22 protein-coding genes are annotated in these 26,434 nt (G+C 65.5%); 13 read left to right on the forward strand and 9 right to left on the reverse strand.

Features of this window, described 5'->3' with window-relative positions; genetic code table 11:
* Positions 1 to 66 precede the first annotated feature (66 nt).
* From QFZ40_RS02570 to proC, 3 genes are all read left to right on the forward strand, one after another.
* A complete protein-coding gene (locus QFZ40_RS02570) occupies positions 67 to 519 on the forward strand; it encodes an SseB family protein (RefSeq protein ID WP_306902682.1) in 453 nt (150 codons plus the stop codon).
* Between the two features lie 52 nt (positions 520 to 571).
* A complete protein-coding gene (locus QFZ40_RS02575) occupies positions 572 to 1,558 on the forward strand; it encodes a Ppx/GppA phosphatase family protein (RefSeq protein WP_306902683.1) in 987 nt (328 codons plus the stop codon).
* Positions 1,559 to 1,895: 337 nt separating this feature from the next.
* Entirely contained in the window at positions 1,896 to 2,729 is an 834-nt protein-coding gene (proC, locus tag QFZ40_RS02580) for a pyrroline-5-carboxylate reductase (protein ID WP_306902685.1), read from the forward strand.
* Positions 2,730 to 2,786: 57 nt separating this feature from the next.
* Here proC and QFZ40_RS02585 read toward each other — a convergent pair whose 3' ends face one another.
* Positions 2,787 to 3,473: a potassium channel family protein gene (locus QFZ40_RS02585; RefSeq protein ID WP_306902686.1), complete on the reverse strand. Its 687-nt coding sequence runs from the start codon at positions 3,471 to 3,473 to the stop codon at positions 2,787 to 2,789.
* Positions 3,466 to 4,899: a TrkH family potassium uptake protein gene (locus tag QFZ40_RS02590; RefSeq protein WP_306902687.1), complete on the reverse strand. Its 1,434-nt coding sequence runs from the start codon at positions 4,897 to 4,899 to the stop codon at positions 3,466 to 3,468. The genes QFZ40_RS02585 and QFZ40_RS02590 overlap by 8 nt, the downstream gene beginning before the upstream one ends.
* Before the next feature lie 104 nt (positions 4,900 to 5,003).
* Between QFZ40_RS02590 and QFZ40_RS02595 the strand changes: the two genes are divergently transcribed.
* Both QFZ40_RS02595 and QFZ40_RS02600 read left to right on the forward strand, forming a co-directional pair.
* On the forward strand, positions 5,004 to 6,215 hold the full coding sequence (locus QFZ40_RS02595; RefSeq protein WP_306902688.1) for an acetoin utilization protein AcuC: 1,212 nt from the start codon (positions 5,004 to 5,006) through the stop codon (positions 6,213 to 6,215).
* A gap of 91 nt (positions 6,216 to 6,306) precedes the next feature.
* The gene (locus QFZ40_RS02600) at positions 6,307 to 6,876 is read left to right on the forward strand and encodes an ArsR/SmtB family transcription factor (RefSeq protein WP_306902689.1); all 570 of its coding nucleotides are present in this window, start codon (positions 6,307 to 6,309) and stop codon (positions 6,874 to 6,876) included.
* Positions 6,877 to 6,967: 91 nt separating this feature from the next.
* Here QFZ40_RS02600 and QFZ40_RS02605 read toward each other — a convergent pair whose 3' ends face one another.
* Positions 6,968 to 8,302: an alpha-hydroxy acid oxidase gene (locus tag QFZ40_RS02605; protein WP_306902690.1), complete on the reverse strand. Its 1,335-nt coding sequence runs from the start codon at positions 8,300 to 8,302 to the stop codon at positions 6,968 to 6,970.
* A gap of 93 nt (positions 8,303 to 8,395) precedes the next feature.
* Between QFZ40_RS02605 and QFZ40_RS02610 the strand changes: the two genes are divergently transcribed.
* Positions 8,396 to 9,133, forward strand: a complete 738-nt coding sequence (locus QFZ40_RS02610) for a FadR/GntR family transcriptional regulator (protein WP_306902691.1) — start codon at positions 8,396 to 8,398, stop codon at positions 9,131 to 9,133.
* A 7-nt stretch (positions 9,134 to 9,140) separates the two neighbouring features.
* Here QFZ40_RS02610 and QFZ40_RS02615 read toward each other — a convergent pair whose 3' ends face one another.
* Complete coding sequence (locus QFZ40_RS02615; protein ID WP_306902693.1) at positions 9,141 to 10,154, reverse strand: LacI family DNA-binding transcriptional regulator; 1,014 nt, start codon at positions 10,152 to 10,154, stop codon at positions 9,141 to 9,143.
* 367 nt (positions 10,155 to 10,521) lie between these two features.
* Here QFZ40_RS02615 and QFZ40_RS02620 point away from each other — a divergent pair, with 367 nt between their 5' ends.
* Genes QFZ40_RS02620 through QFZ40_RS02640 form a run of 5 tightly spaced genes read left to right on the forward strand, consistent with a single transcriptional unit; the run spans position 10,522 to position 16,451 of the window.
* Positions 10,522 to 11,976, forward strand: coding sequence for a Gfo/Idh/MocA family protein (locus QFZ40_RS02620; protein WP_306902694.1), 1,455 nt, complete (start codon positions 10,522 to 10,524; stop codon positions 11,974 to 11,976).
* 35 nt (positions 11,977 to 12,011) lie between these two features.
* Positions 12,012 to 12,974 (forward strand): NAD-dependent epimerase/dehydratase family protein, encoded by a 963-nt coding sequence (locus tag QFZ40_RS02625; protein ID WP_306902695.1) that lies wholly within the window; start codon positions 12,012 to 12,014, stop codon positions 12,972 to 12,974.
* On the forward strand, positions 12,971 to 13,876 hold the full coding sequence (locus QFZ40_RS02630) for a 5-dehydro-4-deoxyglucarate dehydratase (protein ID WP_306902696.1): 906 nt from the start codon (positions 12,971 to 12,973) through the stop codon (positions 13,874 to 13,876). Before QFZ40_RS02625 ends, QFZ40_RS02630 begins: the two co-directional genes overlap by 4 nt.
* Positions 13,876 to 14,994 (forward strand): mandelate racemase/muconate lactonizing enzyme family protein, encoded by a 1,119-nt coding sequence (locus QFZ40_RS02635; RefSeq protein ID WP_306902697.1) that lies wholly within the window; start codon positions 13,876 to 13,878, stop codon positions 14,992 to 14,994. Before QFZ40_RS02630 ends, QFZ40_RS02635 begins: the two co-directional genes overlap by 1 nt.
* 5 nt (positions 14,995 to 14,999) lie before the next feature.
* Positions 15,000 to 16,451 (forward strand): aldehyde dehydrogenase (NADP(+)), encoded by a 1,452-nt coding sequence (locus tag QFZ40_RS02640; RefSeq protein ID WP_306902698.1) that lies wholly within the window; start codon positions 15,000 to 15,002, stop codon positions 16,449 to 16,451.
* Positions 16,452 to 16,515: 64 nt separating this feature from the next.
* On the opposite strand, the gene QFZ40_RS02645 is transcribed toward QFZ40_RS02640, so the two are convergent.
* The 5 genes from QFZ40_RS02645 to QFZ40_RS02665 all read right to left on the reverse strand — a co-directional run bounded on the left by QFZ40_RS02645 (position 16,516) and on the right by QFZ40_RS02665 (position 24,064).
* A complete protein-coding gene (locus tag QFZ40_RS02645) occupies positions 16,516 to 18,900 on the reverse strand; it encodes a bifunctional SulP family inorganic anion transporter/carbonic anhydrase (RefSeq protein WP_306902699.1) in 2,385 nt (794 codons plus the stop codon).
* Between the two features lie 440 nt (positions 18,901 to 19,340).
* The gene (locus QFZ40_RS02650) at positions 19,341 to 20,546 is read right to left on the reverse strand and encodes a M24 family metallopeptidase (protein ID WP_306902700.1); all 1,206 of its coding nucleotides are present in this window, start codon (positions 20,544 to 20,546) and stop codon (positions 19,341 to 19,343) included.
* On the reverse strand, positions 20,543 to 22,636 hold the full coding sequence (locus QFZ40_RS02655; protein WP_306902701.1) for a DUF6807 family protein: 2,094 nt from the start codon (positions 22,634 to 22,636) through the stop codon (positions 20,543 to 20,545). Before QFZ40_RS02655 ends, QFZ40_RS02650 begins: the two co-directional genes overlap by 4 nt.
* A 15-nt stretch (positions 22,637 to 22,651) precedes the next feature.
* The gene (locus QFZ40_RS02660; protein ID WP_306902702.1) at positions 22,652 to 23,812 is read right to left on the reverse strand and encodes an acetylxylan esterase; all 1,161 of its coding nucleotides are present in this window, start codon (positions 23,810 to 23,812) and stop codon (positions 22,652 to 22,654) included.
* Positions 23,813 to 23,938: 126 nt separating this feature from the next.
* Positions 23,939 to 24,064, reverse strand: a complete 126-nt coding sequence (locus tag QFZ40_RS02665; RefSeq protein ID WP_306902703.1) for a hypothetical protein — start codon at positions 24,062 to 24,064, stop codon at positions 23,939 to 23,941.
* Positions 24,065 to 24,427: 363 nt separating this feature from the next.
* On the opposite strand from QFZ40_RS02665, the gene QFZ40_RS02670 reads away from it, so the two are divergent.
* Both QFZ40_RS02670 and QFZ40_RS02675 read left to right on the forward strand, forming a co-directional pair.
* Positions 24,428 to 25,372: a carbohydrate ABC transporter permease gene (locus QFZ40_RS02670; protein ID WP_306902704.1), complete on the forward strand. Its 945-nt coding sequence runs from the start codon at positions 24,428 to 24,430 to the stop codon at positions 25,370 to 25,372.
* A complete protein-coding gene (locus QFZ40_RS02675; RefSeq protein WP_306902705.1) occupies positions 25,362 to 26,306 on the forward strand; it encodes a carbohydrate ABC transporter permease in 945 nt (314 codons plus the stop codon). The genes QFZ40_RS02670 and QFZ40_RS02675 overlap by 11 nt, the downstream gene beginning before the upstream one ends.
* Positions 26,307 to 26,434 lie beyond the last annotated feature (128 nt).

Here is a 26,434-nt window from a genome sequence, read left to right on the forward strand (position 1 = left end):
GGCGATTTCGGGTTGTGCCACAGCCGCCGTTTGCGCCCATGGTGCGCAACGTGATCGAGTAGAGACATGACTGAACAGCCCGCGCACACGGATCTCCAGCCGCTCAACGACCTCGAGGAGAAGCTCGCCAAGGGCGGACAGCCGGACGCCAGCCCCGTGGACGTCATCCTGTCCTTCCTCAACAGCGAAGTGTACGTCGTCAGCAGTGACGGCATTGAAGGCGAGGACTCCCAGGTGGAGCCGCTGGTTCTGGCGAATGTTGACGGCGACCCCGTCCTGGCGGTCTTCTCCCACCCCAGCCGCGTAGACGAGCAGTACCTTGAGGCTGCCCCTAATGTCCTCGGCACCCAGGGCGCGGCCATCATCGCTAACATCGGCGAGGAGCTGGGCATGGTGATCAACCCGGGCGCCGCTTTCGGCTTCGAGATCAACCCCGAGGGCGTGGCCAACATCAAGCGCGACTTCAAGCGCGCCGATGAGCTGCCTGACGGCGAGCACGGGGACACCGCCACGAACTGACATCTGCCGCGCCGGTTGTGACCGGGGCGCCCTGCCGGGCAATAATGGCAGCATGCGGCTAGGCGTCCTCGATATCGGGTCCAACACAGTTCATCTCCTCCTGGTGGATGCCCACCCTGGCGCGCGTCCGGTGCCTTTCGCCTCGCACAAGCGTCCACTCTCCCTGGTGCAGTACCTGGACGGTGATGGCAACATCACGGACGCGGGGCAGCATGAGCTGACCGAGTTCGTCCTGGAAGCGTGGGAGTTCGCTGCAAAGCACAAGGCGGAGGACCTGCTGGCCTTCTGTACCTCGGCCATCCGGGAAGCGACCAACGGCCCGGAGGTGCTTGCCCGCGTCAAGCACGAGACCACGGTGACGCTGCAGGAACTCACGGGTGACGAAGAGGCATCCATGACGTTCTTCGCTGTCAGGCGCTGGTACGGCTGGGGGGCAGGGCCCATCCTGAACCTTGACATCGGCGGCGGGTCCTTTGAAATGGCTTTCGGCCAGAACGAGCTGCCGGAAGTGGCCACCTCCGTGCCCCTTGGTGCGAGCCGCCTCACCCGTGACTGGCTCGCCGAGGACCCGCCGTCGGCAAAAAGCGTCAAGGAAGTGCGCCGCTACATCCGCACCACACTCAAACCGGCGGTGAAGGAGTTCGACGGCCTGGGCCGGGCAAATCTCGTTGCCGGGACGTCCAAGACCTTCCGGTCACTGGCCAGGATCGCCGGCGCCGCCCCCAGCGCTGCGGGCCCGTATGTGAAGCGTGAGCTGAACGCTACTGACCTCGGCGTGTGGGCCCAACGCATTTCCGCCATGAAGACTGAGGACCGGCTGCACCTGCCGGGCGTGTCCGAAGCCCGCGCCAACCAGCTTCTCGCAGGAGCCCTGGTGGCAGAAGCTGCCCTGGAACTTTTCAACTTCAAGAAGGTCAGGATCTGCCCGTGGGCCCTCCGCGAAGGCCTGATCCTTCGACGCCTCGATCAGCTGGTCTTCGCCGGCCCGCTTGATCCGGCGCCCCACGTCATGGCACCTGAAGGGTCCCTCGCCCTCTGAATCCGGTCCCGCCGCCCTTGTCTATGACTATGGCACGAGGTTCTGGCACGAGTGGGTTAAAACCACGGTGCCGGGCAAAAACGCGCTAAAGCGAAACCATCCTTAAAGCGAAAACACCGGGGCCCGCAGCAGGAAAATGGGGGAAAACCTGCTGCAGGCCACCGGCGCTCCGGGCAAACATCCCCATGCTTGCCGCATCACTCGCACCCTCAATGAGGCAATTACTACGTTAGGACCCTAACTTGTGAGGGACCTCCAGCGAACATGGGAGCCGGCTGTGAATCCTGTGCGCCGCTTTGTTTCGGCAGCACGGGGGCCGAACTGCAATGATGGATCCATGAGCAACCGAATCGCATTCCTTGGCTGTGGGTCCATGAACGAAGCCATCCTGGGTGGCCTCCTGGAGGGCGGAGCAGACCCGTCCGACATCGTGGCCACTGTCCGGCGGGCAGAGCGGGCCGCCGAACTGGCCGTACGCTACCACGGGATCACAGCCATCGCCGGCGAGGAGGAACCCGACAACAACAAGCAGGCGGCGAAGGGCTCGGCCGTTGTGATTCTGGGCGTCAAACCCCTGGGGATCGCGGACCTGGCCAGGGAGATCGGCGGATCCCTGTCGCCGCAGACCATCGTCATCAGCGTCGCGGCGGCTGTTTCCCTGGCACAGCTGGAAGGCGCGCTGCCTCCCGGCCAGCCGGTCATCCGGAGCATGCCCAATACGCCTGCCAAGCTGGGCCGGGGCGTCGTCTCCGTCACGCCCGGCAGCCACTGCACGCCTGAGCAGCTACAGAAGGCCAAAAGCATCCTCAAGTCGGCGGGCACCGTCGTTGAAGTGCCGGAGGATCAGGTGGACGCGCTCTCAGCCATCAGCGGTTCAGGACCGGCCTACGCGTTCTACCTTGCCGAGGCCATGGCCTCCGCCGGCGTCGAACTGGGCCTGGACCCTGAACTGTCGCTGCTCCTTGCCCGGGAAACCGTGGCCGGCGCGGGCTTCATGCTGGCGGAGCCGGGTGCCGATCCTTCGGCCCTGCGCAAGGCGGTGACGAGTCCCAACGGCACCACTGAGCGGGCCATCGCGACATTCGATGACAGGGGCATCCCGTCAATCATTGCTGCCGGCGCCCGCGCCGCTGCAGAGCGTGCTGCGGAGATCACCCGCCAGCTCAGCTAGTCTCGGCCAGTTCCCGACGTCGCGGGCTTCCGGAGTCGCGGGTTGCAGCAGGGGGTGCTACGGCCGCGCCGCGAACCGCTCCAGCAGATCAACGTGGCCGGACACAATCAGCATGTCGCGGGAAGACACTTTGGTCTCAGGGCGGGCGTAGGTAAAGTCCTCGCCCGGGGATTTCACGCCGACGATCGTCACGCCGTATTTCGACCGGACCTTGGATTCATCCAGCGTGAACCCCACGGTTTCACGCGGCGGGTACATCTTCACGATGGCGAAGTCGTCGTCGAACTCAATGAAGTCCAGCATGCGTCCGGAAACGAGGTGGGCGGCCCGGACGCCGGCATCGGCCTCGGGATAGATGACGTGATTCGCGCCGATGCGGGTGAGGATCTTGCCGTGCGAGGGCGTGATGGCTTTCACCCATAGGTGCTCGATGCCCAGGTCCACCAGGTTAACGGTGATCAGCACGGAGGACTCGATGGACGTCCCGACGCCAACGACAGCGGAACTGAACTCCTGAGCGCCGAGCTGGCGCAGGGCATCGATGTTGGTGGCGTCCGCTTCCACCACATGGGTCAGGAGCGGCGCCCACTTCTGGACAAGGCTCCGGTCACGTTCGATGGCAAGCACTTCGCGGCCCTGCTTCACGAGCTGTTCGGCGGTGGAGGAGCCGAAGCGTCCCAGCCCGATCACCAGGACAGGTGCGTTATGGGCGGGGCGGTTGGGGGCGCCTGGGGAATTAGCCAATGATGGGCCTCTCTTCCGGGTAGTGGTACAGCTGGCTACGCTGGCGCAAAGCCAGGCCAGCGGCAAGGGTAACGGTGCCCACGCGGCCTGCGAACATCAGGACAGCAAGGACATAGACGCCCGACGGCGGCAGTTCAGCACTCAGGTTGGTACTCAGCCCGACCGTGGCGAAGGCCGAAATGGTTTCGAAAAGTACCCGGTCCAAGGACTGGCCGCTGATCTGCAGGAGCAGGAACGCGGAGACAGAGACCAGGGTTGCCCCGGCGACGATCACGGAGATGGCCACCCGCATGGTGCCCTGCGGGATGGTGCGGCCGTAGACCTTGACGTCTGAATCGCCCCGGGCTTCGGCCGCGATCGCGAGGAACATCACGGCGATGGTGGTCACCTTGATGCCGCCTGCGGTGGAGGCCGAGCCGCCGCCTGCGAACATCAGGGCGTCCGTGAGCAGCATGGTGGTTGATTCCATGTGGTTCTGCTCCACGAGGTTGAAACCGCCGGATCTGGTCATGACCGAGGCGAAGAGCGAGTGCGTGATTTTGTCGCCGAAGTCCATGGGGCCTATCGTCCGTGGATTGTCCCACTCCATCAGGGCCCACAGCACAGTGCCTGCCGCCAGCAGGATGAGGGAGACCTGGATGGTCAGCTTGGTGTGGAGGTTCCACTTCTTCCAGTTGAGCCCGTTCTGCTGCAGGACCATGACCACGGGAAAGCCCAGGCTGCCCAGGAACACGCCCAGCATCAGCGGAACAAGGATCCACAGGTCCGTCTCGTAAGGCACGATGCCGTCCGAATGCGGGGTGAAGCCGGCGTTGTTGAAGGACGAAATGGAGTAGAACACACCGTGCCATACTGCCTGCCAGAACGGCTCGCCCAGCAGCAGGAACCGGGGAACCAGGGCCAGGGCCAGGGCACCCTCGATCACCACGGAGGTCGTGATGACAATCCGCAGCAGGGTGCCTACCTCGCCCAGCCGCCCGGCATTGTTCATGGCCTCCTGGGCAATGAGCTTGCCCCGGACACCAAGCTTCTTGCTCACCATCAGGGCCAGCAGTGAAGCGAGTGTCAGCGTGCCCAGGCCGCCGACGAATATGCCTACAAGGATGACCACCTGTCCGAAGAAGGACCAGTGCACCGCCGTCGAAACCACTGTCAGGCCGGTGACACAGACGGCGGATACCGCCGTGAACAGTGCCTCGTGCAGTGGCGTGGCGGTTCCGGTGGCGGACGAAATGGGCAGTGAAAGCAGGAAGGTGAACACCAGGCAGACGCTGGCGAACGCGCTGAGGGCAAGACGGGCCGGCGACGTGTTCGCGATATCGTCGATGACGTCGCGGAGCCGCGTGAAGATCCAGAGGCCTTCCCGCTCCCGACCAGCGGGTTGCCAGCTGGCCGGGTTCCGGAGCCTCGACTGGCTTTCCGTCATCTGTGGCATGTCCTCGGTAGAAAATATTCCATCAGTAGTAAACCACTAAAGCCGACCTCATTGGCGGGCCGGGGGAGGCGGCGCGCTCGGGTAGCCTGTGATTGATGACATACCTGCCCGGTCTCAGCCAGCCCGCGCCGCCGACGACGGTGGTGTGGAGCCCCGCCATGACTGCCTACAATTTCGGCCCGGGCCATCCGATGGCACCTGAACGGATGGATCTCACAGTCCGGCTGGCACGGAGCCTTGGGCTCCTTGACCTGGCCCACGTCGCTGTGAAGGCCCCTGAGGTCGCCTCGGACGCCGAGCTGGAGACTGTGCACTCGCCGGAGTACGTGGAGGCCGTGCACCGCGTCAGCGAGGACCCTGCCTGGCCTGACGAAGCCCGGGGCCTCGGCACCGAGGACGATCCCGCCTTCGCCGGTATGCACGAAGCCGCCGCACGTCTGGGCGGCGGCTCCCTGCTCGCGGCGTCCGCCATTCTGGACGGCTCAGCACTGCATGCCGTGAACTTCGGCGGCGGGCTCCATCACGCAGCGCGGGACCGCGCCAGCGGCTTCTGCATTTACAACGATTCCGCCCTTGCCATCCAGAGGCTGCTCGACGGCGGTATCGGGCGGGTGGCATATATCGACGTCGACGCGCACCACGGGGACGGGACCGAAAGCATCTTCTGGGATGATCCCCGGGTGCTCACCATTTCCCTGCATGAAAGCGGGCTTACGCTCTTTCCGGGCACGGGCTTCGCCAACGAGATCGGCGGCCCGCACGCCCAGGGCAGCGCGGTGAACGTTGCCCTGCCGTCGGGAACGGGCGACGCCGGCTGGCTGCGGGCCTTCCACGCGGTGGTGCCGCAGCTGGTCGGCGCCTTTGAGCCCGAGGTCATCGTGAGCCAGCACGGCTGCGACTCGCACCGGCTGGACCCGCTGGCGCATTTGAACATCAGTGTTGACGGCCAGCGCGAGGCCGCTTCCGCCGTCGGGAACCTGGCCAGCCGCCATTGCGGCGGCCGCTGGATAGCAACAGGCGGCGGAGGCTACAACGTCACGGGCGTTGTCCCCCGGTCCTGGAGCCACCTGATCGCCATTGCGGCCGGACGCCCCGTGCCCCTGCGGGCCCTTGTCCCGGAGGACTGGCGCTCCTATGTGGAGGACAAGTTCGGCATCGCCACACCCGGGCTTATGGGTGACGACGTGGAGCTGTGGTGGCGGTCGTGGGAAGTGGGGTTCGATCCCAACGACGCGGTGGACCGGACCGTCATGGCCACACGCAAGGCGGTGTTCCCGCTGTACGGACTGGACCCCTGGTTCGACTAGCCCCGCCCCGGGTGCCAGCGCAGTTCGGCGGCGATGGCGACAGGCGAAATAGTTGATGCCTTTCGGCGTATATGTCGCTAGGGTGGGAGGCATGGTGACAGACGACGTATTTGCCGTCATTGCGGAAGCAACCCGGCGCGACATCCTGGTTTCCCTTCGCCAAGGGGACAAGGCAGTGGGGGAGCTGGTGCAGGAGTTGTCCGCCAGCCAGCCCACCATTTCGAAACACCTGAAGGTCCTCCGCGAAGCGCAACTGGTGAGCATGCGGGCACAGGGCCAAAAGCGCTACTACACGCTCAACTCCAAGCCGCTTGAGGGGATCGTCAGCTGGCTGGAGACGTTCGACGTCGGGCCGGCAGCCGCCGTCGGGAAGTCACCGGAGCCGAAAACTGCCACGGGTCCGGGCGGGAACGGGGGCCAGACGCCGCTCCAGGCCGTGACGGACGCTGATGCGGTGGCTGCTACCGGTGCCCTGGCTCAGGGGAGCACGGAACTGAGCCCCGCCGTCGTCATTCCGGGCGGCACCGCAGCGCCGCTCAGCGACGACACCGTTCCACAACAGATCGGCCGCAGCGTAGGCCGGGCCGCCACCAAGGCCGCGGACCTGCTGGCCAGCCTCCCGAATTTGCCGAACCTGCCCAAATTCGGCCGGAAAAAGTAGGCCCCTATCCCAACTGCGTAGCAGCAGGTGTCGTTATGAGCGCTGAAAACGACACCTGCTGCGACCTGGTTGGGCGGCCTGGGGACTGATGCTACCTGCCGAGCAGGCGGACGTGGTCCGGCGTGAGCTCCGAGATCCTGCTGACGCCCAGCAGCGCCATGGTGCGGGCCATGTCCTTCTCGAGGATCTGGATGGCCCGGTCCACACCGGCCCTGCCGCCGGCCATCAGTCCATAGAGGTAAGCGCGGCCGATCAGCGTGAAGTCGGCGCCGAGTGCCAGGGCGGCCACGATATCAGCGCCGCTCATGATGCCGGTATCCAGGATGATTGCGGCGTCCGAGTTGTCTGCCTCAAAGGCCTGCTTGACCTCGGGGAGCAGGTGGAACGGAATGGGGGCGCGGTCAAGCTGCCGGCCGCCGTGGTTGGAGAGGATCACACCGTCGGCACCGTGGCCAACCACTTTGCGGGCGTCGTTGACGGTCTGGATCCCCTTGACCACCAGCTTTCCCTTCCAGGTTTCGCGCAGCCAGTCCAGGTCCTCGAACGTGAGGGTGGGATCGAACATGGAGTTGATGAGGTCGGCGACCGTGCCGGAGTAGCGGGACAGCGAGGCAAAGGTCAACGGCTCGTGCGTGAGGAAGTTGAACCACCAGGCGGGGCGGTAGGAGGCATCCAGCACGGTCTTGATGGTGAGGGCCGGCGGGATGGTCATGCCGTTGCGCACGTCGCGCAGCCTCGCACCGGCGACGGCGGTGTCCACCGTGACCATGAGCGTGTCATTGCCGGCTTTTGCAGCCCGGTCAATGAGCTCAAGCGAACGGTCGCGGTCCGTCCAGAGGTAAAGCTGGAACCAGTTGCGGCCGTTGGGGGCGGCCGCGGCCACGTCCTCGATGGAAGCAGTGCCCATTGTCGAGAGCGTGTAGGGGATGCCAGCCGCTTCGGCCGCCTGCGAGCCAGCATATTCACCTTCCGACTGCATCATCCGGGTGAATCCTGTGGGCGCGATCCCCACGGGCAGGCGGGACGGCTTGCCGAGAATCTCGGTGCTCAGGTCGATACTCGAAACGTTACGGAGGATGCCGGGACGGAACTCGATGTCCAGGAACGCTTGCCGGGCCCGGCGCAGGGTGATTTCAGCTTCGGCGGCACCGTCGGTGTAGTCGAACGGAGCCTGCGGGGTGCGCCGCTTGGCGATATCGCGCAGCTCCCATATGGTGCTGGCCCGCTTGAGCCGGGCTTCCTTGCTGAACTCCGGCTTCTTGAACTGCATGAGGGGAGCGAGATCGGAGTACTTGGGGATGCGGCGCTTCAGGGCGGCCGGTAGCGCGGAAGAAGTTGAGGGTCGTGGAACCGCGGCGGCCGGGACATCCGTGGCGTTCGGGGCCGGGGTGGCTTCCGGGTTGTTCGGCTGGATGGTGTGGGTCATGGCTTCCTCCGATGGTGGGCCGCGCTCGTTAGGTCTGTGGTCTAACCACACTCTAAGGCATGTGGTCCGACCACATCAACTAGGATGGGGGATATGCGTACCCACCAGCTTGTCCTGCATTGGATCGAGAGTCAGCTCTCCGAGGGCCAGCTGAGCGTGGGCGGCCGGCTTCCTGCCGAACGTTCCCTTGCCGAGCAGCTCCAGGTCTCCCGGACGTCCGTGCGGGAGGCCATCCGGATCCTTGAGGCCATGGGCGTGGTCAGGGCCGGCGTCGGCTCGGGTCCGGAGGCGGGGACCGTGGTGATCTCGGATCCGACGGCGGCGCTTGGCTCAGCGCTGCGGCTCCACGTCGCGACGCAGCACCTTCCGGTCTCGGACATTGTGGAGACCCGCGTCCTGCTGGAGTCCTGGGCTGCGGCCCGTGCCCGGCCGGACGCGCCGGAACTACAGGCTGCCGGCGCGCTGCTGGACGAGATGGACGCCTTCGGGAATGACGGCCCGGGGGGACTTGCCATGACCGTTGATGACTTCCTGGCGCTGGATGTCCGCTTCCACCTGGCCCTCGCAGATGCTGCCGGAAATACCGTGGTCAGTGCCATGATGGGCTCGTTGCGCGAATCCATCCAGGGGTATGTTGCCCGGCTTACGGCCAATCTCCCGGACTGGGATGCCACGGCCTCGCGCCTCCGCGCCGAGCACCGTGAGATCCTCGCGGCCATCCGGAACGACGACGGCGGGCGTGCCGCCAGGTTGGTGGCCGAGCATATCGAGGGGTACTACCGGGAGGCCGGTCTCAGGCATCCGGATGAGGGCATCCGGTCTTCCCTGTGACCGGCCGCTAGTTTTTCGCGGGTCCGCTGCTGGCCCGGACCTCCAGGCGGGGCTGGTACCGGCCGCCCGGTGTGTCGCTGCTTTCCTTTCGGATGAGCGCCCTCAGCTGCTGCCACGCCTGCTCGCCGAGTTCAGTGATGGGGACAGCTGCAGTGGTGAGGGTGGGCGTGGTGTACCTGGCGAAGGGGATGTCGTCAAAGCCCGTCACCGAGATGTCTTCGGGAACGCTGACGCCGCGTTCATGCAAGCCGCTCAGGAGGCCCATGGCTACGAGGTCGTTGAAGGCCAGAATGCCCGTGGCGCCGCTGTCCAGGACGGCATCGACCGCCCCGTGGCCTGTATCGAAGTCCGAGCCGCCATCGAGCATCCGGACTTCCACCTGCGGGTGGGCGGACTTGAATGCCTCCAGGCCCTGGAGACGGAGCGCGTTGGACGCGCTGCCGGCTGGACCTGACAGAAATGCGAGCCGGGTGTGGCCGAGCCCGAACAAATGTCCGGCCAGGTCCTGGACCCCCTGGCCGTAGTCCACTACCAGGCTGGGCACCCCCGCGGTCGCCGTCGTCCTGTTGACCAGCACCAGCGGGTGCAGGGACGGCGCTATTTCCTCAAGTTCTGCGTCACTCATGCGCGGTGCGCACAGCACCAGGCCGTCGCACCGGCGCCGGGCCTCGCCGGCCAGGATGGCTTCCTCGCTGGAAACTTCGAAGGAATCTGCGATCAGGACGCGGTAGCCGTCCTGGGCCGCTGCCCGGCTCAATCCGCGCAGGATTGCCTGGAACGTAGGGTTGGCCAGGTCCGGCACCACAATGCCGATGGTGTCTGTCTTGCCGAGTGCAAGGCTGCGCCCGACCGGATTCGGCTGGTACTTGAGCTCCGCTGCCGCCGCGCGGACCCGTGCCGCGATGTCAGGATCAACAGTGAAGTTTCCGTTCATCACCCGCGAAACCGTGGCATGTGAGACCCCGGCCTTGATGGCAACGTCCGCGATGCCGATCCTGCCGGTTGCCGATTTCCTGACCATGTCTGCCTTTCGTCAGTCCCTGGAACCATTCTGCCGGCCGGGGCGGGCGCAGGATCCGGGACCAGAGGTGTCCTGAGAGAAGCATATAACGCTGGGAAACCGATTTCTGCCCCGGTAAAACTTCCTTTGAAGCTCCAGGACCCTTGAATCACCAGGCTCTAAGGAGTCCATCGCCAGAAAACGCTTTCTCTTATAAGAATAGTGGTTGACGGGACCGTGAGTCTCTTGATAGAAATCATATAACGAACCTGAGAAAACGCTTTCTCGTCCATTGTGACACCACCTACTGCAGCGCAGGGAACCACGCTCCGCCCGCACCAACCACTGCCGGCAACCGTCCGAGCACGAAGCCATTTGAGAGGGCCCCATGGTCAACACAGCCGAGTCCAGTTCTGCGACCACGGTCTCCACTTCCGAATCCCTCACGGGCAAGGCAGCAGATCCGGCTGCCGGGACATCCCGGTCCACCAAAGCGCGGATCGCACTCATAGGCACCGGCGGCCGTTCGGAAATGTATATACGCGCCATCTTCGGCAAGCACTCGGACCCTGCGGAACTTGTGGCCTTCTCGGATATTAACCCCGGCCGCGTGGGGTTCTACCAGAAGCTGATCCGGGAACTGGGTGCTGCCGGTCCCGTCGCTTCCTTCGATCCCGCGGACCTCACTGCCTTCATTAAGGCCAACAACATCGACCGCGTCGTGGTGACCACACCTGACTACACGCACGCGGACTACATCGTTGAGGCGCTCACGGCCGGCGCCGACGTCGTAGTGGAAAAGCCGCTCACCATCGATGCGGAGGGCTGCCGCCGGATCACCAAGGCCGTGCATGAGACAGGCCGCAACGTGGTGGTCACTTTCAACTACCGTTACTCGCCGCGCAACAGTGCGCTCAAGGAGATCATCCAGAGCGGCGTGATCGGCAAGGTCACCTCCATCGATTTCAGCTGGTTACTGGACACAGTCCACGGCGCGGACTACTTCCGCCGCTGGCACCGCGAGAAAAAGAACTCCGGCGGCCTGCTGGTCCACAAGGCTTCCCACCACTTCGACCTCGTCAACTGGTGGATCGATGACGTGCCGGAGCGTGTCTTTGCCTCCGGCGGACTCAGGTTCTACGGCGACCAGAACGCAGCCGAGCGCGGCCTCGGGCCCAGGCCTGAACGCGGCACCCCGGACGCAGGGGCCCCGGCCACCGGCGAGAAGGATCCGTTCGCCCTGGACCTGCGGGAGGACGAGCGGCTCAAAGCGCTCTTCCTGGACAACGAGCACTACGACGGCTACCGCCGCGACCAGGACGTCTTCACCGCCGGCATCACCATCGAGGACAATCTGGCACTCGTGGTGGAGTACCAGGGCGGTCCGCGGTTGAGCTACTCACTGAACGCGCACAGCCCCTGGGAAGGCTACCGGGTGGCCGTCAACGGAACCGAAGGCCGGGCCGAGCTTGACGTGGTGGAACGTGCCGCAGTGCAGTCCAGCACAGACAAGAAGATGGTGCTGGACCCGAGTGCAACCCCGGTTGAAGAGGACGACGCCGTCCGCCGCAACGGCGAACGCCTGGTGGTCCAGCGCCATTGGGAAGCTGCCTACGAGGTGCCCATCGTCAACGGTGAAGGCGGCCACGGCGGCGGTGACGAACTCCTTCTCTCCGACCTCTTCAACGGGCCGGGCGAGGACCCGCTGGGCCGGCCCTCCGGATACCTGGACGGACTGCGCTCCGTGTCCGTGGGCATCGCCGGCAACCGCTCCCTTGAGTCCTCCCTGCCCGTCCGCATCGAAGACCTGGACCTCGGCGTCGACCTCCGCCGCGGCAACTGACTCCTGCCCGGGAACAATCAATCGAAGGAAAAACCATGAGCAGGATCTTCGTTACCGGCGGCTCCGGCCGCCTCGGCCGCAGCGTCGTGGCCGGACTCGCCGCAAAAGGCCATCAGGTAATTTCCGTAGATCGGGACGCCGTCCCGGCCGATCAGCTGCCAGCCGGCGTCGTGCAGGAAACCGCTGACCTCCTGGCTCCGGGGGAGGCCTTGCGCCTTCTGCAGGAAACCACGCCCGACGCCGTCATCCACCTGGCTGCGATAGCGGTGCCTTTCAGCGCGCCGGAGGATGTCATCTTCGCCACGAACACGCGGCTCGCCTATACCGTTATCAGCGCGGCCACGGAGCTGGGCGTGGGCAGGATCGTCACGGCCAGCAGCCCCACGGTCCTGGGCTACGGTTCGCCGGCGGGCTGGCTGCCGGCAGGCTTCCCGGTGGATGAGCGCACCACGCCGCGGCCCTGGAACGCCTATGCGTTGTCCAAGCTGATTGCCGAACAGACACAGCAGATGTTTGCTGCGGCTCAGGGGGACAGGATCCGTTACGCCGCTTTCCGCCCCTGCTACGTGATCTCACCGGAGGAATGGGAAGGAGCGCCCACCCAGCAGGGGCATACCGTCGCCGAACGGCTCGCCGATCCGGGCCTGTCCGCACCCGCCCTGTTCAATTACGTGGACGCCCGGGACGTGGCGGACTTCCTGGACCTGCTGCTGCAGAAGATGCCCTCAATTCCCAACGGGGAAACCTTCTTCGTCGGAGCCGCGGACGCCCTGGCCACCGCGCCCCTCGCTGAGCTGATGCCGAAATTCCTGCCGGGCAGCGACGCCCTCAGTGCCGGACTCACCGGAACCAGCCCCGCCTTCTCCATCGCGAAGGCCCGGCAGCTGCTCGGCTGGGAGCCCAGGCGCAGCTGGCGGACTGAACTCAAGAGCACAACCACCCACGAGACCTCCGCAGCGCTGGTTACGGCCGGAACCGGATCGAAGGAGCCACAATGAAATTCGACGGCGTACTGTTTTTCCCCGTCACCCCCTTCACGCCCGAAGGCGCGGTTGACGTGGACGTCCTCAAGGAGCACATCTCTTCCAGGCTCCCGTTCGGGCCTGGCGGGGTCTTCCCCGCCTGCGGCACGGGAGAGTTCCATGCCCTCAGCATCGAGGAAGTGCGCACCGTGGTGACCGCCGCCGTCGAGATTGTAGCCGGCAAGGTGCCGGTGGTTGCCGGGGCAGGCGGCCCGCTCGGCCACGCAATTGCAGCAGCCCGCGTTGCGGAGGAGGCCGGCGCTGATGCCCTCCTGGTCCTGCCGCCGTACCTCGTCACCGGCCCGACGGAAGGGCTCGTGGCCTACATCGAGGCTGTGGCGGATGCCAGCAGCCTCCCGGTGATCGTCTATCACCGCGGCAACGCGAAGTTTACGGCGGCCTCCATGGCGCAGCTTGCTACCAATCCCAAAGTGATCGGTTTCAAGGACGGACTGGGCGACGTCGGCCTGGCGCAGGAAATCGTGTCGGCGGTGCGCGCGACAGGACGGGAGGACTTTGCCCTGTTCAACGGACTGCTGACCGCCGAACTGAGCCAGGGCGCCTACCGGGGCCTCGGCATTCCGCTCTACTCCTCTGCAGCCTTTGCCATGGCTCCCGAGATCGCCAAAGCGTACTACGACGCCTACATTTCTGGCGATGAGGAACGCCGAAACGCCCTGCTGGAGGGTTTTTACGCCCAGCTGGTGCAGCTTCGGGACGAGACGCCGGGCTTCGGCGTCTCGCTGATCAAGGCGGGTCTTCGGCTCGGTGGACTGGCTGTCGGCCCCGTGCGCCCGCCGCTGGTGGATCCCAGTGAGGACCAACTGATCCGGCTGAAGGCCATCCTTGCCAAGGGCTACGAGCTGGCTGGCCGCTGATGAGCCTGCCGGTAGCCGAAGCAATCAGGACAGCGCCGCTCATCACCGGCCTATCCACCCGGCTGCTGACCGTTCCGCTGCAGCGCAGCTGGGGAGCTGAAGCCCCGGAAAACCATGTGATCGTCACCGAAATCCACACGGACGACGGCGGCTCGGGGTACGGTTTTTCCTGGACACCCACTATTGGTCCCCAGGCGGTCAAAGCCCTCCTGGACTACGACATCGCCCCCTTCATTACGGGGCTGCCCGCCCATCCGGAGCTGGTGTGGGATCAGTTGTGGAAGCGCCTGCACGAGGCTGGCGGCGGAGGCCTGACCACCATCGCGATGGCCGGCGTCGACCTTGCCCTCTGGGATCTCCAGGCGCGCCGGGCGCAGACCTCGGTGACCGGGCTGCTGGGGCAACGCCAGGAGTCAGCCGAGGTGTACGGCTCGGGCGTGAACCTGCACTACCCGCTTGACGAGCTCGTCGCCCAGACAGAAAGATGGGTGGCCGCCGGACACCGGGCGGTGAAGATCAAGGTGGGCAAGCCTGACATCCGCGAGGACGCCGAGCGGGTGGCAGCGGTCAGGTCCGTGCTGGGCCCGGACCGCAAGCTCATGATCGACGCCAACCAGCGCTGGGACCTGCCCACCGCACTTAAAGCCTTGGACGTCCTCACTGAATACGGGCTGGAGTGGCTCGAAGAGCCCCTCCGCGCGGACGACCTGTGGGCCTACCGCCGGCTGCGCAGGCACTCGCCGGTTCCCATTGCCCTGGGTGAAAACCTGCACACCATCTACCGCTTCCGCGATTTCATCAACGCCGAAGCGGTGGACATCATCCAGCCCAACATCGTCAGGGTTGGCGGGATCACTCCGTTCCGGCGGATTGCCGAACTGGCCCCGACCAACAGTATCCGCGTGATGCCGCACCTGTTGCCGGAGCTCTCCGGCCAGCTGGCGCTGACGCTTGCCGAGCCCACGCTGGTGGAGGACGTGGAAGATGCGTCCTTTGAGCGGCTGGGAATCCTGGCCGGGCCATCACCCGTACGGTTCGCCAACAGCCGGCTGACGCTGACCGACCGGCCCGGCCTTGGCCTCCGCTTCCGAACAGCAAACGACGCAAAGAACAGGTAACTCCAGTGACAACTGCAACCCTCTCCCTTTCAGAGCTCACTGCCGCCGCAACCAGGGCGGCATCCGTCGCGGCAGCCGCGTCCGACGAAGAGCGGGCCGGCTGGCTCCACGCTGTGGCAGATGCGCTGGACGCCAACGCGGCCGAACTCGTGGAAATCGCCGACTCCGAGACGAGGCTGGGCTCAGTCCGGCTCACCAGCGAGGTGGCGCGAACGTCGGGCCAGCTGCGGCTCTTTGCCCGCGTAGTCACCGAGGGCTCATACCTTGAGGCCGTCATCGACCACGCCGATCCGGCCTCCACCCCGCCCAAGCCGGACCTTCGCCGCCTCCTGCGGCCCATCGGCCCCGTGGCTGTCTTTTCCGCATCCAACTTTCCCTTCGCGTTCTCCGTAGCCGGGGGCGACACCGCCTCGGCGCTGGCGGTGGGCTGCCCCGTGATCGTCAAGGCGCACTCGGGCCATCTCCGGCTCTCCGAACGGACGGCGGAGGTCGTCGTCGAGGCTCTGCACTCCTCGGGCGCCCCCGAGGGCCTCTTCGCGCTGGTCAGCGGCCGCGAGGCGGGCACCGCCCTGGTGCAGGACCCGGCCATCAAGGCCGTAGGCTTCACCGGATCCATCCCCGGTGGACGTGCGCTTTTTGACCTCGCAGTCTCCCGGCCTGAGCCGATCCCGTTCTACGGCGAGCTGGGCAGCCTGAACCCGGTAGTGATCACTGCCGCGGCGCTCGCCGAGCGTTCCGGCGGGCTTGCAGCCGGGCTGGCCGGATCCTTCACGCTCGGGGCGGGACAGTTCTGCACCAAGCCGGGCCTGGTCTTCATTCCGTCAGGAACCGGCTTTGCCGCGGAGCTGGCGGAAGCCAGCAAGGACAAGCCGACGGCGGCCATGCTCACCACACGAATCGCCGACGCCTACCCGGACGGCTTGCGCAGTGTCGCTTCAGTTCCGAACGTGGACATCGTCAGCGGCACTGTGGACCAGGATGCAACGGTGGACGGCGCGGCACCTGTGGTGTTCTCCACCTCCGCCGCCAACGTCCTGGAACGCGCCGACGAGCTGCTGGAAGAGTGCTTCGGACCCACTACGTTGCTGATCGAATACCAAGACCAGGACGAACTCTCGAAAGTCCTGGCCAAGGTCCCGGGAAGCCTGACGGCCACTCTGCATGCGCAGCCAGGCGAGGACGTCTCGGGGCTCGTGGAGCAGCTGTCCAGCCTCGCCGGCCGTGTCCTGTTCGATGGCTGGCCCACCGGGGTTGCCGTGAACTGGGCACAGCAGCACGGGGGCCCGTACCCGGCTACTACCTCACTGTTCACCTCTGTGGGCGCGACGGCGGTTCGCCGGTTCCAGCGTCCGGTGGCCTACCAGGACGCTCCGGAGGAGGTCCTGCACCCTGCGCTGCGCGAGGGCAATCCGCTGGGCATCCCCCGGCGCGTTGACGGCGAGCTGGTGCTGCCCTAGCCTGTCCTGGCCGTGTCAGGCTTCGGAAAGCATGCCTGGGCCCTGCGGCCCAGGCATGCGGCGCCTACCCGACGGGCTGGGCTTCCTTCTCTCCGGCCAGGAGTTGCCGAGGGAGCGGATCGAGGTGGCTGATACCGGCGGGAGTGATCCGCAGGACACGTGCGGTGGAGATGTCGTAGAACAGTCCGGCTATCTGGATGCGTCCGGTCCCCAACGCTTCCTGAAGGCCAGGCCGGCGCTGGAGCCGTTCCACCTGTACTGCCACGTTGACCATCGCCAGCTGGTCGACGGCGGTGTACCCGGCATCCGCTGCGGCCGCCTGAACCGGATGGGCGTCCCGGAATGCTGCCAGGCTTGGCCTGGCATGATCGAGCCAGACGTCAATGGCTCCCCGTTGCCCGGAGCCGGACGGTGTGGCGGGCGATGATTCCTTGTCGGAAGAGTGCGCATCGGCGTACAGCGCGGTCATAGCGCCGCAGCCCGAGTGTCCGCAGACCACGATTGATTTGACGGACAACTCGTTGACGGCGAAATCCAGTGCAGCGTCGATGGACGCGTCCCGTCCGTCGTCGCCGACTACGTTGCCCACGTTTCGGACAGTGAAGAGGTCCCCCGGGCCGCTGCTGGTGATCAGGTTAGGAACCACGCGGGAGTCCGAGCAGGCGAGGAACAGTGTGTCCGGGTCCTGGAATGAGGACAGCTCCTGGACGTGCGGGCGTACCAGGTGGGCGTTGCGGCGATGGTAATTGTCCACGCCCGTCAGAACCGAACGCAGGGGTGCCGGGACGTCCGGCGCCGCAGCGTGTCCCGCGTGGATGCGGCGCTGCCAGCTGCGCCAGGGCGCGAACCCGCCCCGAAGTGCTGAACGCGATGTTCCCCGGCTGGGCGGCCCGGCCTGCGCTGCATGGAGTGTGGCGGTACCGCTTTCCTCAATCACCACCCTGCCTCCGGTGGCCTCATGCCTGTTGTGCCAGGCATCGAGGGTGTCGTGGACGGGGTGATCGAGGAAGTCCACCTCCAGCTCGACAGTGACATTCGAGCCCGCTGGAACTGACGCCAGCACCGTACTCAGCCTCGGGAGTGAGAGGAAACTGCAGGATCCGTCGATGACCACCCGCCAGTGCCCGCCGTCTCCCGTGGCAAGCTGCTCAGCATGAATGCTGGCCCGGGCCACCCGCCACAGGACAACTCCGACCGCCAGGAGCAGGCCGGTCAGAACTCCCGCGAGCAGGTTGACGAAAACCACACAGAACAGCGTCACGCCGTAGACGGTGAGGTCGCCCGTGACGCGTGCCGTCCTGATGTCCGCCACCCGGACCAGCCGTGAGCCGATGACGATCAGCAGCCCTGCGAGCACGGCCTCCGGAACGAGCTGGATCAGGTTCGCCAGCAGCAGTGAGAAAACCAGCACCCAGACGCCGTGGAGTACTGCGGACTTCCGGGTCCGGGCGCCGGCCTCGACGTTGGTGGCGCTGCGAACGATCACGCCGGTGACGGGAAGTCCTCCCAGCAGCCCGGAGGTCATGTTGGCCGCGCCCTGGCCCAGGAGCTCGCGGTTAAAATTGGTTCGCTGCCCGTGATGCATTTTGTCGACGGCCACCGCGGAGAGCAGGGACTCCACGCTGGCAATCAGGGCGACGGTCACTACACCTATGACCACGGCCGTCCAGTTTCCGTCAGGAACCTGGGGAAAGGACAGGGCGTCCAGCAGTGAGCCGTCGAACGTGATTCTGTCCACGTTGAACGGCAGGGACAGGGCAGTTGCCGCGATGACGGCGACGAGTGGCCCGGGAACCCGGCGGAAGGCGGAGGGAAGGTGCTTCCAGGCGACAAGCACGATGATGACAACTGCTCCCAGGACCGCAGCCGGGATGTTGGCCTCGAGAATGCTTCCCGGAATCGCGGTGATGTTTTCCCAGGCCGAGCTGGCGGATTCCGAGCCGAGCATGACATGCAGTTGCTGGAGCACGATGGTGATGCCGATGCCGGCCAGCATGGCATGCACCACGACAGGTGCAATGGCCAGCGCGACGCGGCCGATCCGGGCCACGCCGAACAAGGCCTGGAGCAGGCCTGCCGCGGCGGTGATGGCGCAGGTGGCCTGCCAGCCGAACTGTTCGATCAGGCCGGCGACGATGACTGTGAGCCCGGCGGCCGGTCCGCTGACCTGCAACGGCGAGCCGCCAAGGCTTCCGGCCACAATCCCGCCCACGGCGGCGGCGATGAGGCCGGCCATGACAGGAGCTCCTGACGCTGCCGCTATGCCCAGGGAGAGGGGAACGGCGACGAGAAACACCACGAGGGATGCGGGGAGGTCCCAGCGGAGCCCGTCTGTCAGGAAGTGCCGGTAGCTCTTGGGTGGAGGTGGGCCCGAGGGGCCCGGCTGGATGTGCTGGACGTCCTTTTGGCTGGGGGTGGGCGGATCCGTCATGGCTGCTGCCGGTGGCATGTGCAGTCCCTTCACTGGTACGTGGCGGTCCTGTTTCACGCTATTGACCTGCACGTTTAGCCCGCAAGGACATCAGGAGTGAGAAGAAACACGCCGGAAAACCGCTGTGGCCCGGTAAAACCGCAGCCAAACGCCGGCACATCAGCTGCCGGCCGGGGGGCCCGTTATGCCTGCCGCCCCGCCGTCATGGGCCGAAGGGCCGGGCTACGGAAAATGGCCGGGGAATCAAGTCAAATCAGCGTTGTGGCGCCTTCCGTGCCGCAGGTCGGCCTCAAATTTCCTGGCAAGACCGGCGAAAAACTCCCATTGGTCTATACCAATGACCCAATGTTGCGGCGCGAATTTTGGCTTTCCGGCCTGACCTGCAATGTTCCCATCGAGGGGCCGGCGGCCGCGGGGCCGACGGGCCGTGGGGCCGACGGGCCGCGGGCCGGAAGGGGTCAGAGCTGCAGGGTGAGCGGCCGCCGGAGGCCGTTGACAATCGTTGACGGCCAGCGTTCGTCGGAGGTGAGGACCGTGAGGCCCGAGTCCGTGAGCTGGACCGTGTCCTCGATCTTGACGGCAGGCGCGGACGGGTTCCAGGTGAAAGCCTGGTTCAGGACAACGGCGTCGGTAGTGGTGGCGGTGACTCTCGGGTCCCGCCCGGCATAGCCCGCAGGCCCGCCCTGGTGGTGCTTTTCCCATTGCTCCGCCCCGAATCCATGCCGGGCATAGGCCGCCTTGACCTCGGCGAATATCCTGTCCAGCCGCGCCCCGGGAACAGTGGCATCGAAAATATCCGCCTCCACTGCAGCGATCCGTGCTTCCGCGTCGCGCTCTGCGGGAGGGCCGTCGTCGAACCTTACCCAGCGCGTGATGTTGGCTACGAGCCCGTCCCGGCGGGCGCACACTACCGCCATGGCGCGGCGGCCTAGCGGCGAGTGGGTGGCCAGGGGATGACGGAAAGTGCTCCGCGAACTGCCGCTGCACAGGAGGACCAAGGGTTCTGCGCCTGCGGCCACTACCCGGCCGGCCAGCCTGGACGCGATCTCGAACTCGGTGGTGTCCGGCCGGGCGCCTGAAAGGACGTCTGTCATCATGCCTGCCAGCTCGGCGCAAAGGCTGGCGTAGCGCGCGCTCTCGCCCGGCAGGAGCTGCTGCCGAGCTTCCCGGAGCTGCCCGCTCACGTCAGCCTCGGTTAGCGGCGCGCTAGCGTGGGTATCGCTGCCGGAACCGGTTCCGACGGCGGCGGCGGCCTTCCTCAGGTCCCCGTACCAGGGCACCTGGTGCAGGGAGACGCCCGCCGGGAGTTCCTCGGCCGCGATGCGCCCGGCCTCGTTGGCAAACGTCACCAGGTGGTCACCGTCCCGGTCCACGAGGATCGCTGCGATGGGGTCCCCGGCGAGGCTGATGTGGACGCGGCTGCCGTCCAGGTACCAGGTCAGCGCAGTGTGGCTGGTCAGCAGGAGGGAGTCCCGGCCCGTCGAATCGAGAATGTCCAGCACCCGTCGCCTTTTGATGTCCCGGTCCGGCGGGGACCCCGGCGCTCTCCGGACGGCAGGGTCCTGGGCTTGCGGAACGGCGTTGGGCAGGCTCCCACCGGTTGGCGCCGCTGTGGCCGGAGCCGCCGGTGGCTGAGCGGCCGCGCTGGTTGCTGTCTGGCTCATGACTGTTTCCCCCGCTGGTTGATCAATCTCTCGACTTCATGCGTTCCCAGAATCCCGTCAGCTATGAACACGGTCACGCTGCGCCGCACCGGAGCACTGGGTTCGGCGATGACGGGCGTGTCCCAGGCAAGGGACTGGCCCACGCCGGGATATCCCTCCACACGGACGAACCAGGGGTCGCGGGTGCCTTCCGAGGCGACGAACACCAGTGTGGCCGCGCCGCCGGTGAACTTCCCCGACCAGGCCAGCCACGGCGTGATACTCCCATGGACTGCAGCCTCACCGGTTCCGGCGGGGGTCCAGACGGTGGCTTCGGCGCATTCCGGGAACCGCCAGAAGAAGCCGCCGTAGCCGCCCCCGGTGCGGCCGTTCGATCCGGGGCTGCCGAGGCTGACCGGCCGGTCACCGGCCGGGGAGAGGGCGAAATCCAGTGTCAGCCGCCAGGCGGAATCACCGGCAGCGGCCCACCCCCAGGTGCGCCGCTCGTAGAGTACGGAGGCGCCGTCGGGACCGTTCCAGGCGAGGGTCTCGCTCAGCCGGCCATCCCTTTCGGGGGAAGTGCTGTCATGTGAGGCCCGGACAGGGGAGGCGCTGTCAGGGGAGTCAGTGTCAGCTGAGCCAACGCGCACGATGCGCCCGTGGTCGGGCCGCCAGATGTATTCGCCGGCGGCACGGGTATAGGTGCGCCCGCCCCAGAAATTGATGCCGTCCACGTCCTGGAGTGCCACGCCAGCGCCAAGATGCCACACATGGTCCAGCGGCTGGTGGTCTGTGACAACGGTTCCGGCGAGGGTGCGGACCGGGTGAAGGTAGGGCCGCGGCGACGAAATGGCGCGGACCCGGCTCCCATCCTGGTAGTCCGCGACGGGCTTACCGTCGATGGCGAACGTCCGGACCGGGGGCACGGTGCGGGCCCAGGGCAGACCCAGCTCCGCAAAGGTTGCCTGGGCCGTGACGGCCCGCCCGATCACTCCGGCAATGCCATGGACCACCGGGTGCGCGTCGTCGCCGTCGCCCTCCCAGCTGAGGTATTCAGGGCCGATGTGCCGGGGCTCGGGTGCAGCGCGGATGGCTTCCAGTACGCATGTGAAGGCGCCGGTGTCGGCGAGGCCGGAGAGCAGCGGCGAGCCGGACTTCCGTGCCTCAATCAGGTTCTCCAGGAGGTCGGTCCGGCCGAAGGCTTCACGGCGCTCGCCATCCGGCGTGGTGATGACCAGTTCGTCCTCTGTGTAGAAAAACGTGATGTCCCCGCGCGTCCCGTGGACAGTTACGGACGGATGCTCTTGTTCGGGGGCGCACAGGGTGAGCGCGCAGAGCAGGGTTTTTCCGGCGGCGGTGCGGACCCGGATCACGGAGGTGTCGTCACTCTGGGTGTCATGCGCGCGGTAGAGGTCCGTCTCCACAGAGTCGACGTCGGCAATAGTGTGCGCGCCCGCCACACTGAGGGCGGTGGCAACAGCATGGGCCAGGGCATTGGTGGCCACGCCATCCACCACGTCTACACCGTCAAGGCTCCGCTTTCCGGCCCAGCGTGAGCGCTTGAAGTATCCCTTGGTCCGCAGCCACATCCCCTGGGCACTGAGGCCAAGCACGTCCCCGATGGCACCGGATTCGATGGTGTTGCTGATGGCCAGCAGGGCCTGGGAACCTAGGCTCTGGAAGCCCACCTGTACCAGTCGCCCAGCGGATTCTGCTGCTGCGAGGAGCTCCTGGAACTGGGCCATGGAGGCCACCGGCGGCTTTTCCACGTACACGTCAGCGCCGGCGCCGAGGGCCGCCAGGGCAAGGGGCGCGTGCGTCTGGATGGGTGTGGCCAGGATGACGACGTCGGGGACCGGTCCCGCTGCCAGCAACTCGTCCAGGGTGTTGTAGATAGCGACGGAACCCGCGAGCCTTCCCGCCTCCGGAGGATTAGGGTCCGCGACGCGGACCAGCTCTACAGCGCCGGCTTCCTCCAGCCTGGCCAGGTTCGCGAGGTGCTGCTGTCCAAAGCCGTGCACTCCCACCAAGGCAATGCGCGGGCGGACAGCAGGGATCCCGCTTCCTGCTGCGGAGAGGTCGGAGGCTACAGGGGCGGATTGTTGAATCATCGATGTCCTCGGGCGCTAAGGGTTGGGGGATGAACGGGTGCGGTCAGGCGGGCTTCCGGCGCCCAGGGTCCTGGCGAGATAGCTGATGGCTTCATGCTGCATTTCCGCTGTGAACATGTGGTTGCCGGGCCAAAAGCTGCCTGTGTAGGTATCCCGTCCGTGCAGCGACTCCAGCATCCGGTGCGCGGCACGCATGCCTTGTTCCGGGAAGAGCTCGTCTGCCAGGGCGTACTGGACCAGGAAGCCGGCCGCGGCGGACCGGGCTGTCAGCTCCGGCCATTCGTCCAGTTTGCTGAGCCCGGGAGTCTGAAACAGCCAGGAATGGGCATCCACGTAGGCAGGAAGCAGCGACTTGAACGTTGTCATCATGCACGTCACTACGTAGCTACGGATCCTGGGGCTGAGGGCGGCCAGCGTCAGGGAACGTCCACCGCCGCCGGAGAAGCCGATGCATCCGATCCTGTCCGCGTCCACTCCCGGTAACCCGGCGAGGATCTCGAGAGCGGCAAGGTCATCGTGCGCCACCATTCCCGCCAGGCTGGTGCCCAGCAACCCCGCGGCCTTGGCCACGGTGTCCTCATGGAATCCTGCGGCGCTGTTGTAGAGTTGCGCCTCGGAACCGACGACGCCGTCCTCCCGCCATTGCGCCTTCCTTGCCTCGAGCGCGGACGCTGTCCGCCAGGACGGGGCGGAGAGGTCAAAGCGCCGGCTGCCCCAGGCGAACGCGTCGTGGGCGAGGACAGCGAAGCCCCGGCGGGCGACATCTGTAGCCAAGGCGTGGCCGTCGTAGTAGCCAGGGCGTGCGGCCGCAGCCAGCGGGTGGGCTTCGGGAAGCTCCACGAGCCTGTCCGCGCCGCTGAACTTGTTGCCACCATGGCAATGCAGGGCCAGGACGCCAGGCAGCGGCCCGGATATTCCGGCGGGCCTGACCAGCCAGACTGTGGTCCGGGAACCGAACCCCAACTGCCAGCTGAGCTGGGAGGTGGTGACGCCGTCGTACGTTTGTTCCCAATGGACCGTGACGTCAGGGGCCGGGAGAGCTCCGGGAATCCCGAGGACATCCGAAAGCTCCTGGGCTGCCGTGGCCGCTGCCTGGTAGCGGGGATTGTCCTGAACGTAGGCAGGCCAGTCCTCATAGCCCGCAATCGCGCTGGGCCGGATCGGCTGGACATTCATCTCACGGGCCTGCCTGTCGTCGAGGGGTCTGCGTTCAGTTGCCTGGCATGCGTGTTGGTCACCGCGGAAGGTCTGTCCAGGTTCTGGTCGTCTCCGTAAATGAAGCCTTCGGAGCTTCCTGGGGGTTCATCTTCCGAAGAGTACATGGGTGTTGAACTTGTTCAGGACCTCCATCGTGTTCAGGACCTCCATGGTGCCCGACCGTCCGGCCGGGAAGGCCAGCGGCGATTCGATGTCATCTTTGCCGGGCATGGAGGTACATGGCTTCCCTTTGGGTCGACGGTGAAACCTTGGAGCGATCTCCTCACACAGAAAACGCTTTCTCAAAAACTAACAAAGGGCTATACAGGAGTCAAGAAACCGTTTACTTTGGTACGGACCGCATTCAACGTTTCCCGCCCAGGAGCTCAATGTGGCAGCCTGCAACAGCCCCTCTCCATTGAGGGCGGACCCTACATCGATCGTCCTACGATGATCAATCACGACGTGGATGGCCACGATGACCAAAGGAGACCATATGGCCGCTAGGCACATACCCAGAATTTCGGCGCGATGTGCGGCTGTAAAGTCCGTGCTGCCCGCAGCAGGCCTGCTGCGACCGGCGGAGTCGTCCTGATGAGCGCCATCAGCGAACTCAGTTCCCTTGCCAAGCGCAAAGCGCCGGTAACTGCCGAAGAGAAGAAGGCAAACGGCCGGGACAACAAGGCCGCCTACATCTTCCTCTTGCCCTGGCTCGTGGGCCTGGTGGCGATCACCATCGGTCCTATGCTGATGTCCCTGTATCTGTCCTTCACGGACTACAACCTGCTTCAGCCGCCGGAATGGACGGGCTTGGACAACTTCATCAGGATGTTCAGCGATGCCCGGCTCCATAACTCACTGCGGGTAACCTTCACGTACGTTCTCGTGGGCGTTCCGCTGCAGCTTGCCGTTGCCCTCCTGATTGCACTCGTGCTGGACAAGGGGCTCCGGGCGCTTCCCTTCTACCGCTCGGTGTTCTATTTGCCGTCGCTGCTGGGCGGCTCGGTGGCTGTTGCCATTCTGTGGAAGCAGATCTTCGGAACCACAGGCCTGGTGAACCAGGTCCTGGCGATGTTCGGAATCCAGGGCCCGGGGTGGATTTCCGATCCCAGCACAGCCTTGGGATCCATCATCCTGCTGCATGTGTGGACCTTTGGTGCCCCCATGATCATCTTCCTGGCCGGACTCCGGCAGATCCCTGCAATGTATTACGAGGCCGCGAAGGTTGACGGCGCCGGTACGCTCCAGCAGTTCTGGCGGATCACCCTGCCGATGCTGAGCCCCATCATCTTCTTCAACCTTGTGCTTCAGATCATTGGATCATTCCAGTCCTTCACACAGGCGTTCATCGTCTCCGGCGGCAACGGCGGCCCATCGGACTCGACGATGTTCTTCACGCTGTATCTGTACCAGAAGGGTTTTGGCCAGTTCGACATGGGATATGCCTCCGCCATGGCATGGTTCCTGCTGGTCATTATCGGTGTGTTCACCGCCATCAACTTCATCGCCGCAAAGTATTGGGTTTTCTATGACGACTAAGCTTGAGACGCTGCCGATTCAGGACAAGAAGTCCGCCGGCAAGCCAAAGAACCACCGCGGGCCGAAGAGAGCCAGGGAATCCCGTGGCACGCTCGCATTCAGCCGGGCGGCACGCACCAAGGCCCTGACGAAGCATGCAATCCTGATCCTGGCCGGCGGCCTGATGATCTACCCGCTGCTGTGGATGGTGGTCTCATCGCTCCGGTCCAACGAACTCATCTTCCGCGAGCCGGGCCTTTGGCTCAACAGCCTGGAGATGGGCAACTACACGGACGGCTGGTCCGCGCTGACCCATCCGTTCGGCCACTACATGCTGAATTCCGCCGTTGTGGTCCTCGGGTCCATCCTGGGCAACCTGATCTCGTGCTCCATGGCGGCCTACGCCTTTGCCCGGCTGCAGTTCACAGGCAAGAAGCTGTTCTTCGGCATCATGCTGCTGACCATCATGCTGCCATTCCATGTGGTGATTGTGCCGCAGTACATCCTGTTCTCGCAGATCGGATGGGTGAACACGTTCTGGCCTCTCCTGGTGCCCAAGTTTCTCGCTACGGATGCGTTCTTCGTGTTCCTGATGGTCCAGTTCATCCGGGGTATCCCCAAGGATCTTGACGAGGCTGCCAGGATCGACGGCGCCGGCCACCCGCGGATCTTCCTCCGGGTCATCCTGCCGCTCATGGTGCCCGCCCTGGCCACCACCACCATCTTCACCTTCATCTGGACGTGGAACGACTTCTTTGGGGCCCTCATCTATCTGACGGATCCGGACATGTTCACCGTTCCGGTGGCTCTGCGGGCCTTTGTGGATTCACAGTCCGCCACCAGTTGGGGATCGCTGTTCGCGATGTCCATTGTGTCCCTGCTGCCTGTGTTCCTGGTGTTCCTCTTTGGCCAGAGGTTCCTCATCAAGGGAATCGCTACCACGGGCATCAAATAGGCTGCGCTGCTCCTTGTTCGGCGTGGCCGCTCTCAGGCCGGCCAAAAGCATCGTGCCGCTTTTGGCGTGGCCTTGGGCGGGGGCAAAGCCGGTTCATGGAGATCGCAAAATAAGCTTGTATTACAAGT

The sequence above is a fragment of the Arthrobacter pascens genome, from assembly GCF_030816475.1.
Classification (GTDB): domain Bacteria; phylum Actinomycetota; class Actinomycetes; order Actinomycetales; family Micrococcaceae; genus Arthrobacter; species Arthrobacter pascens_B.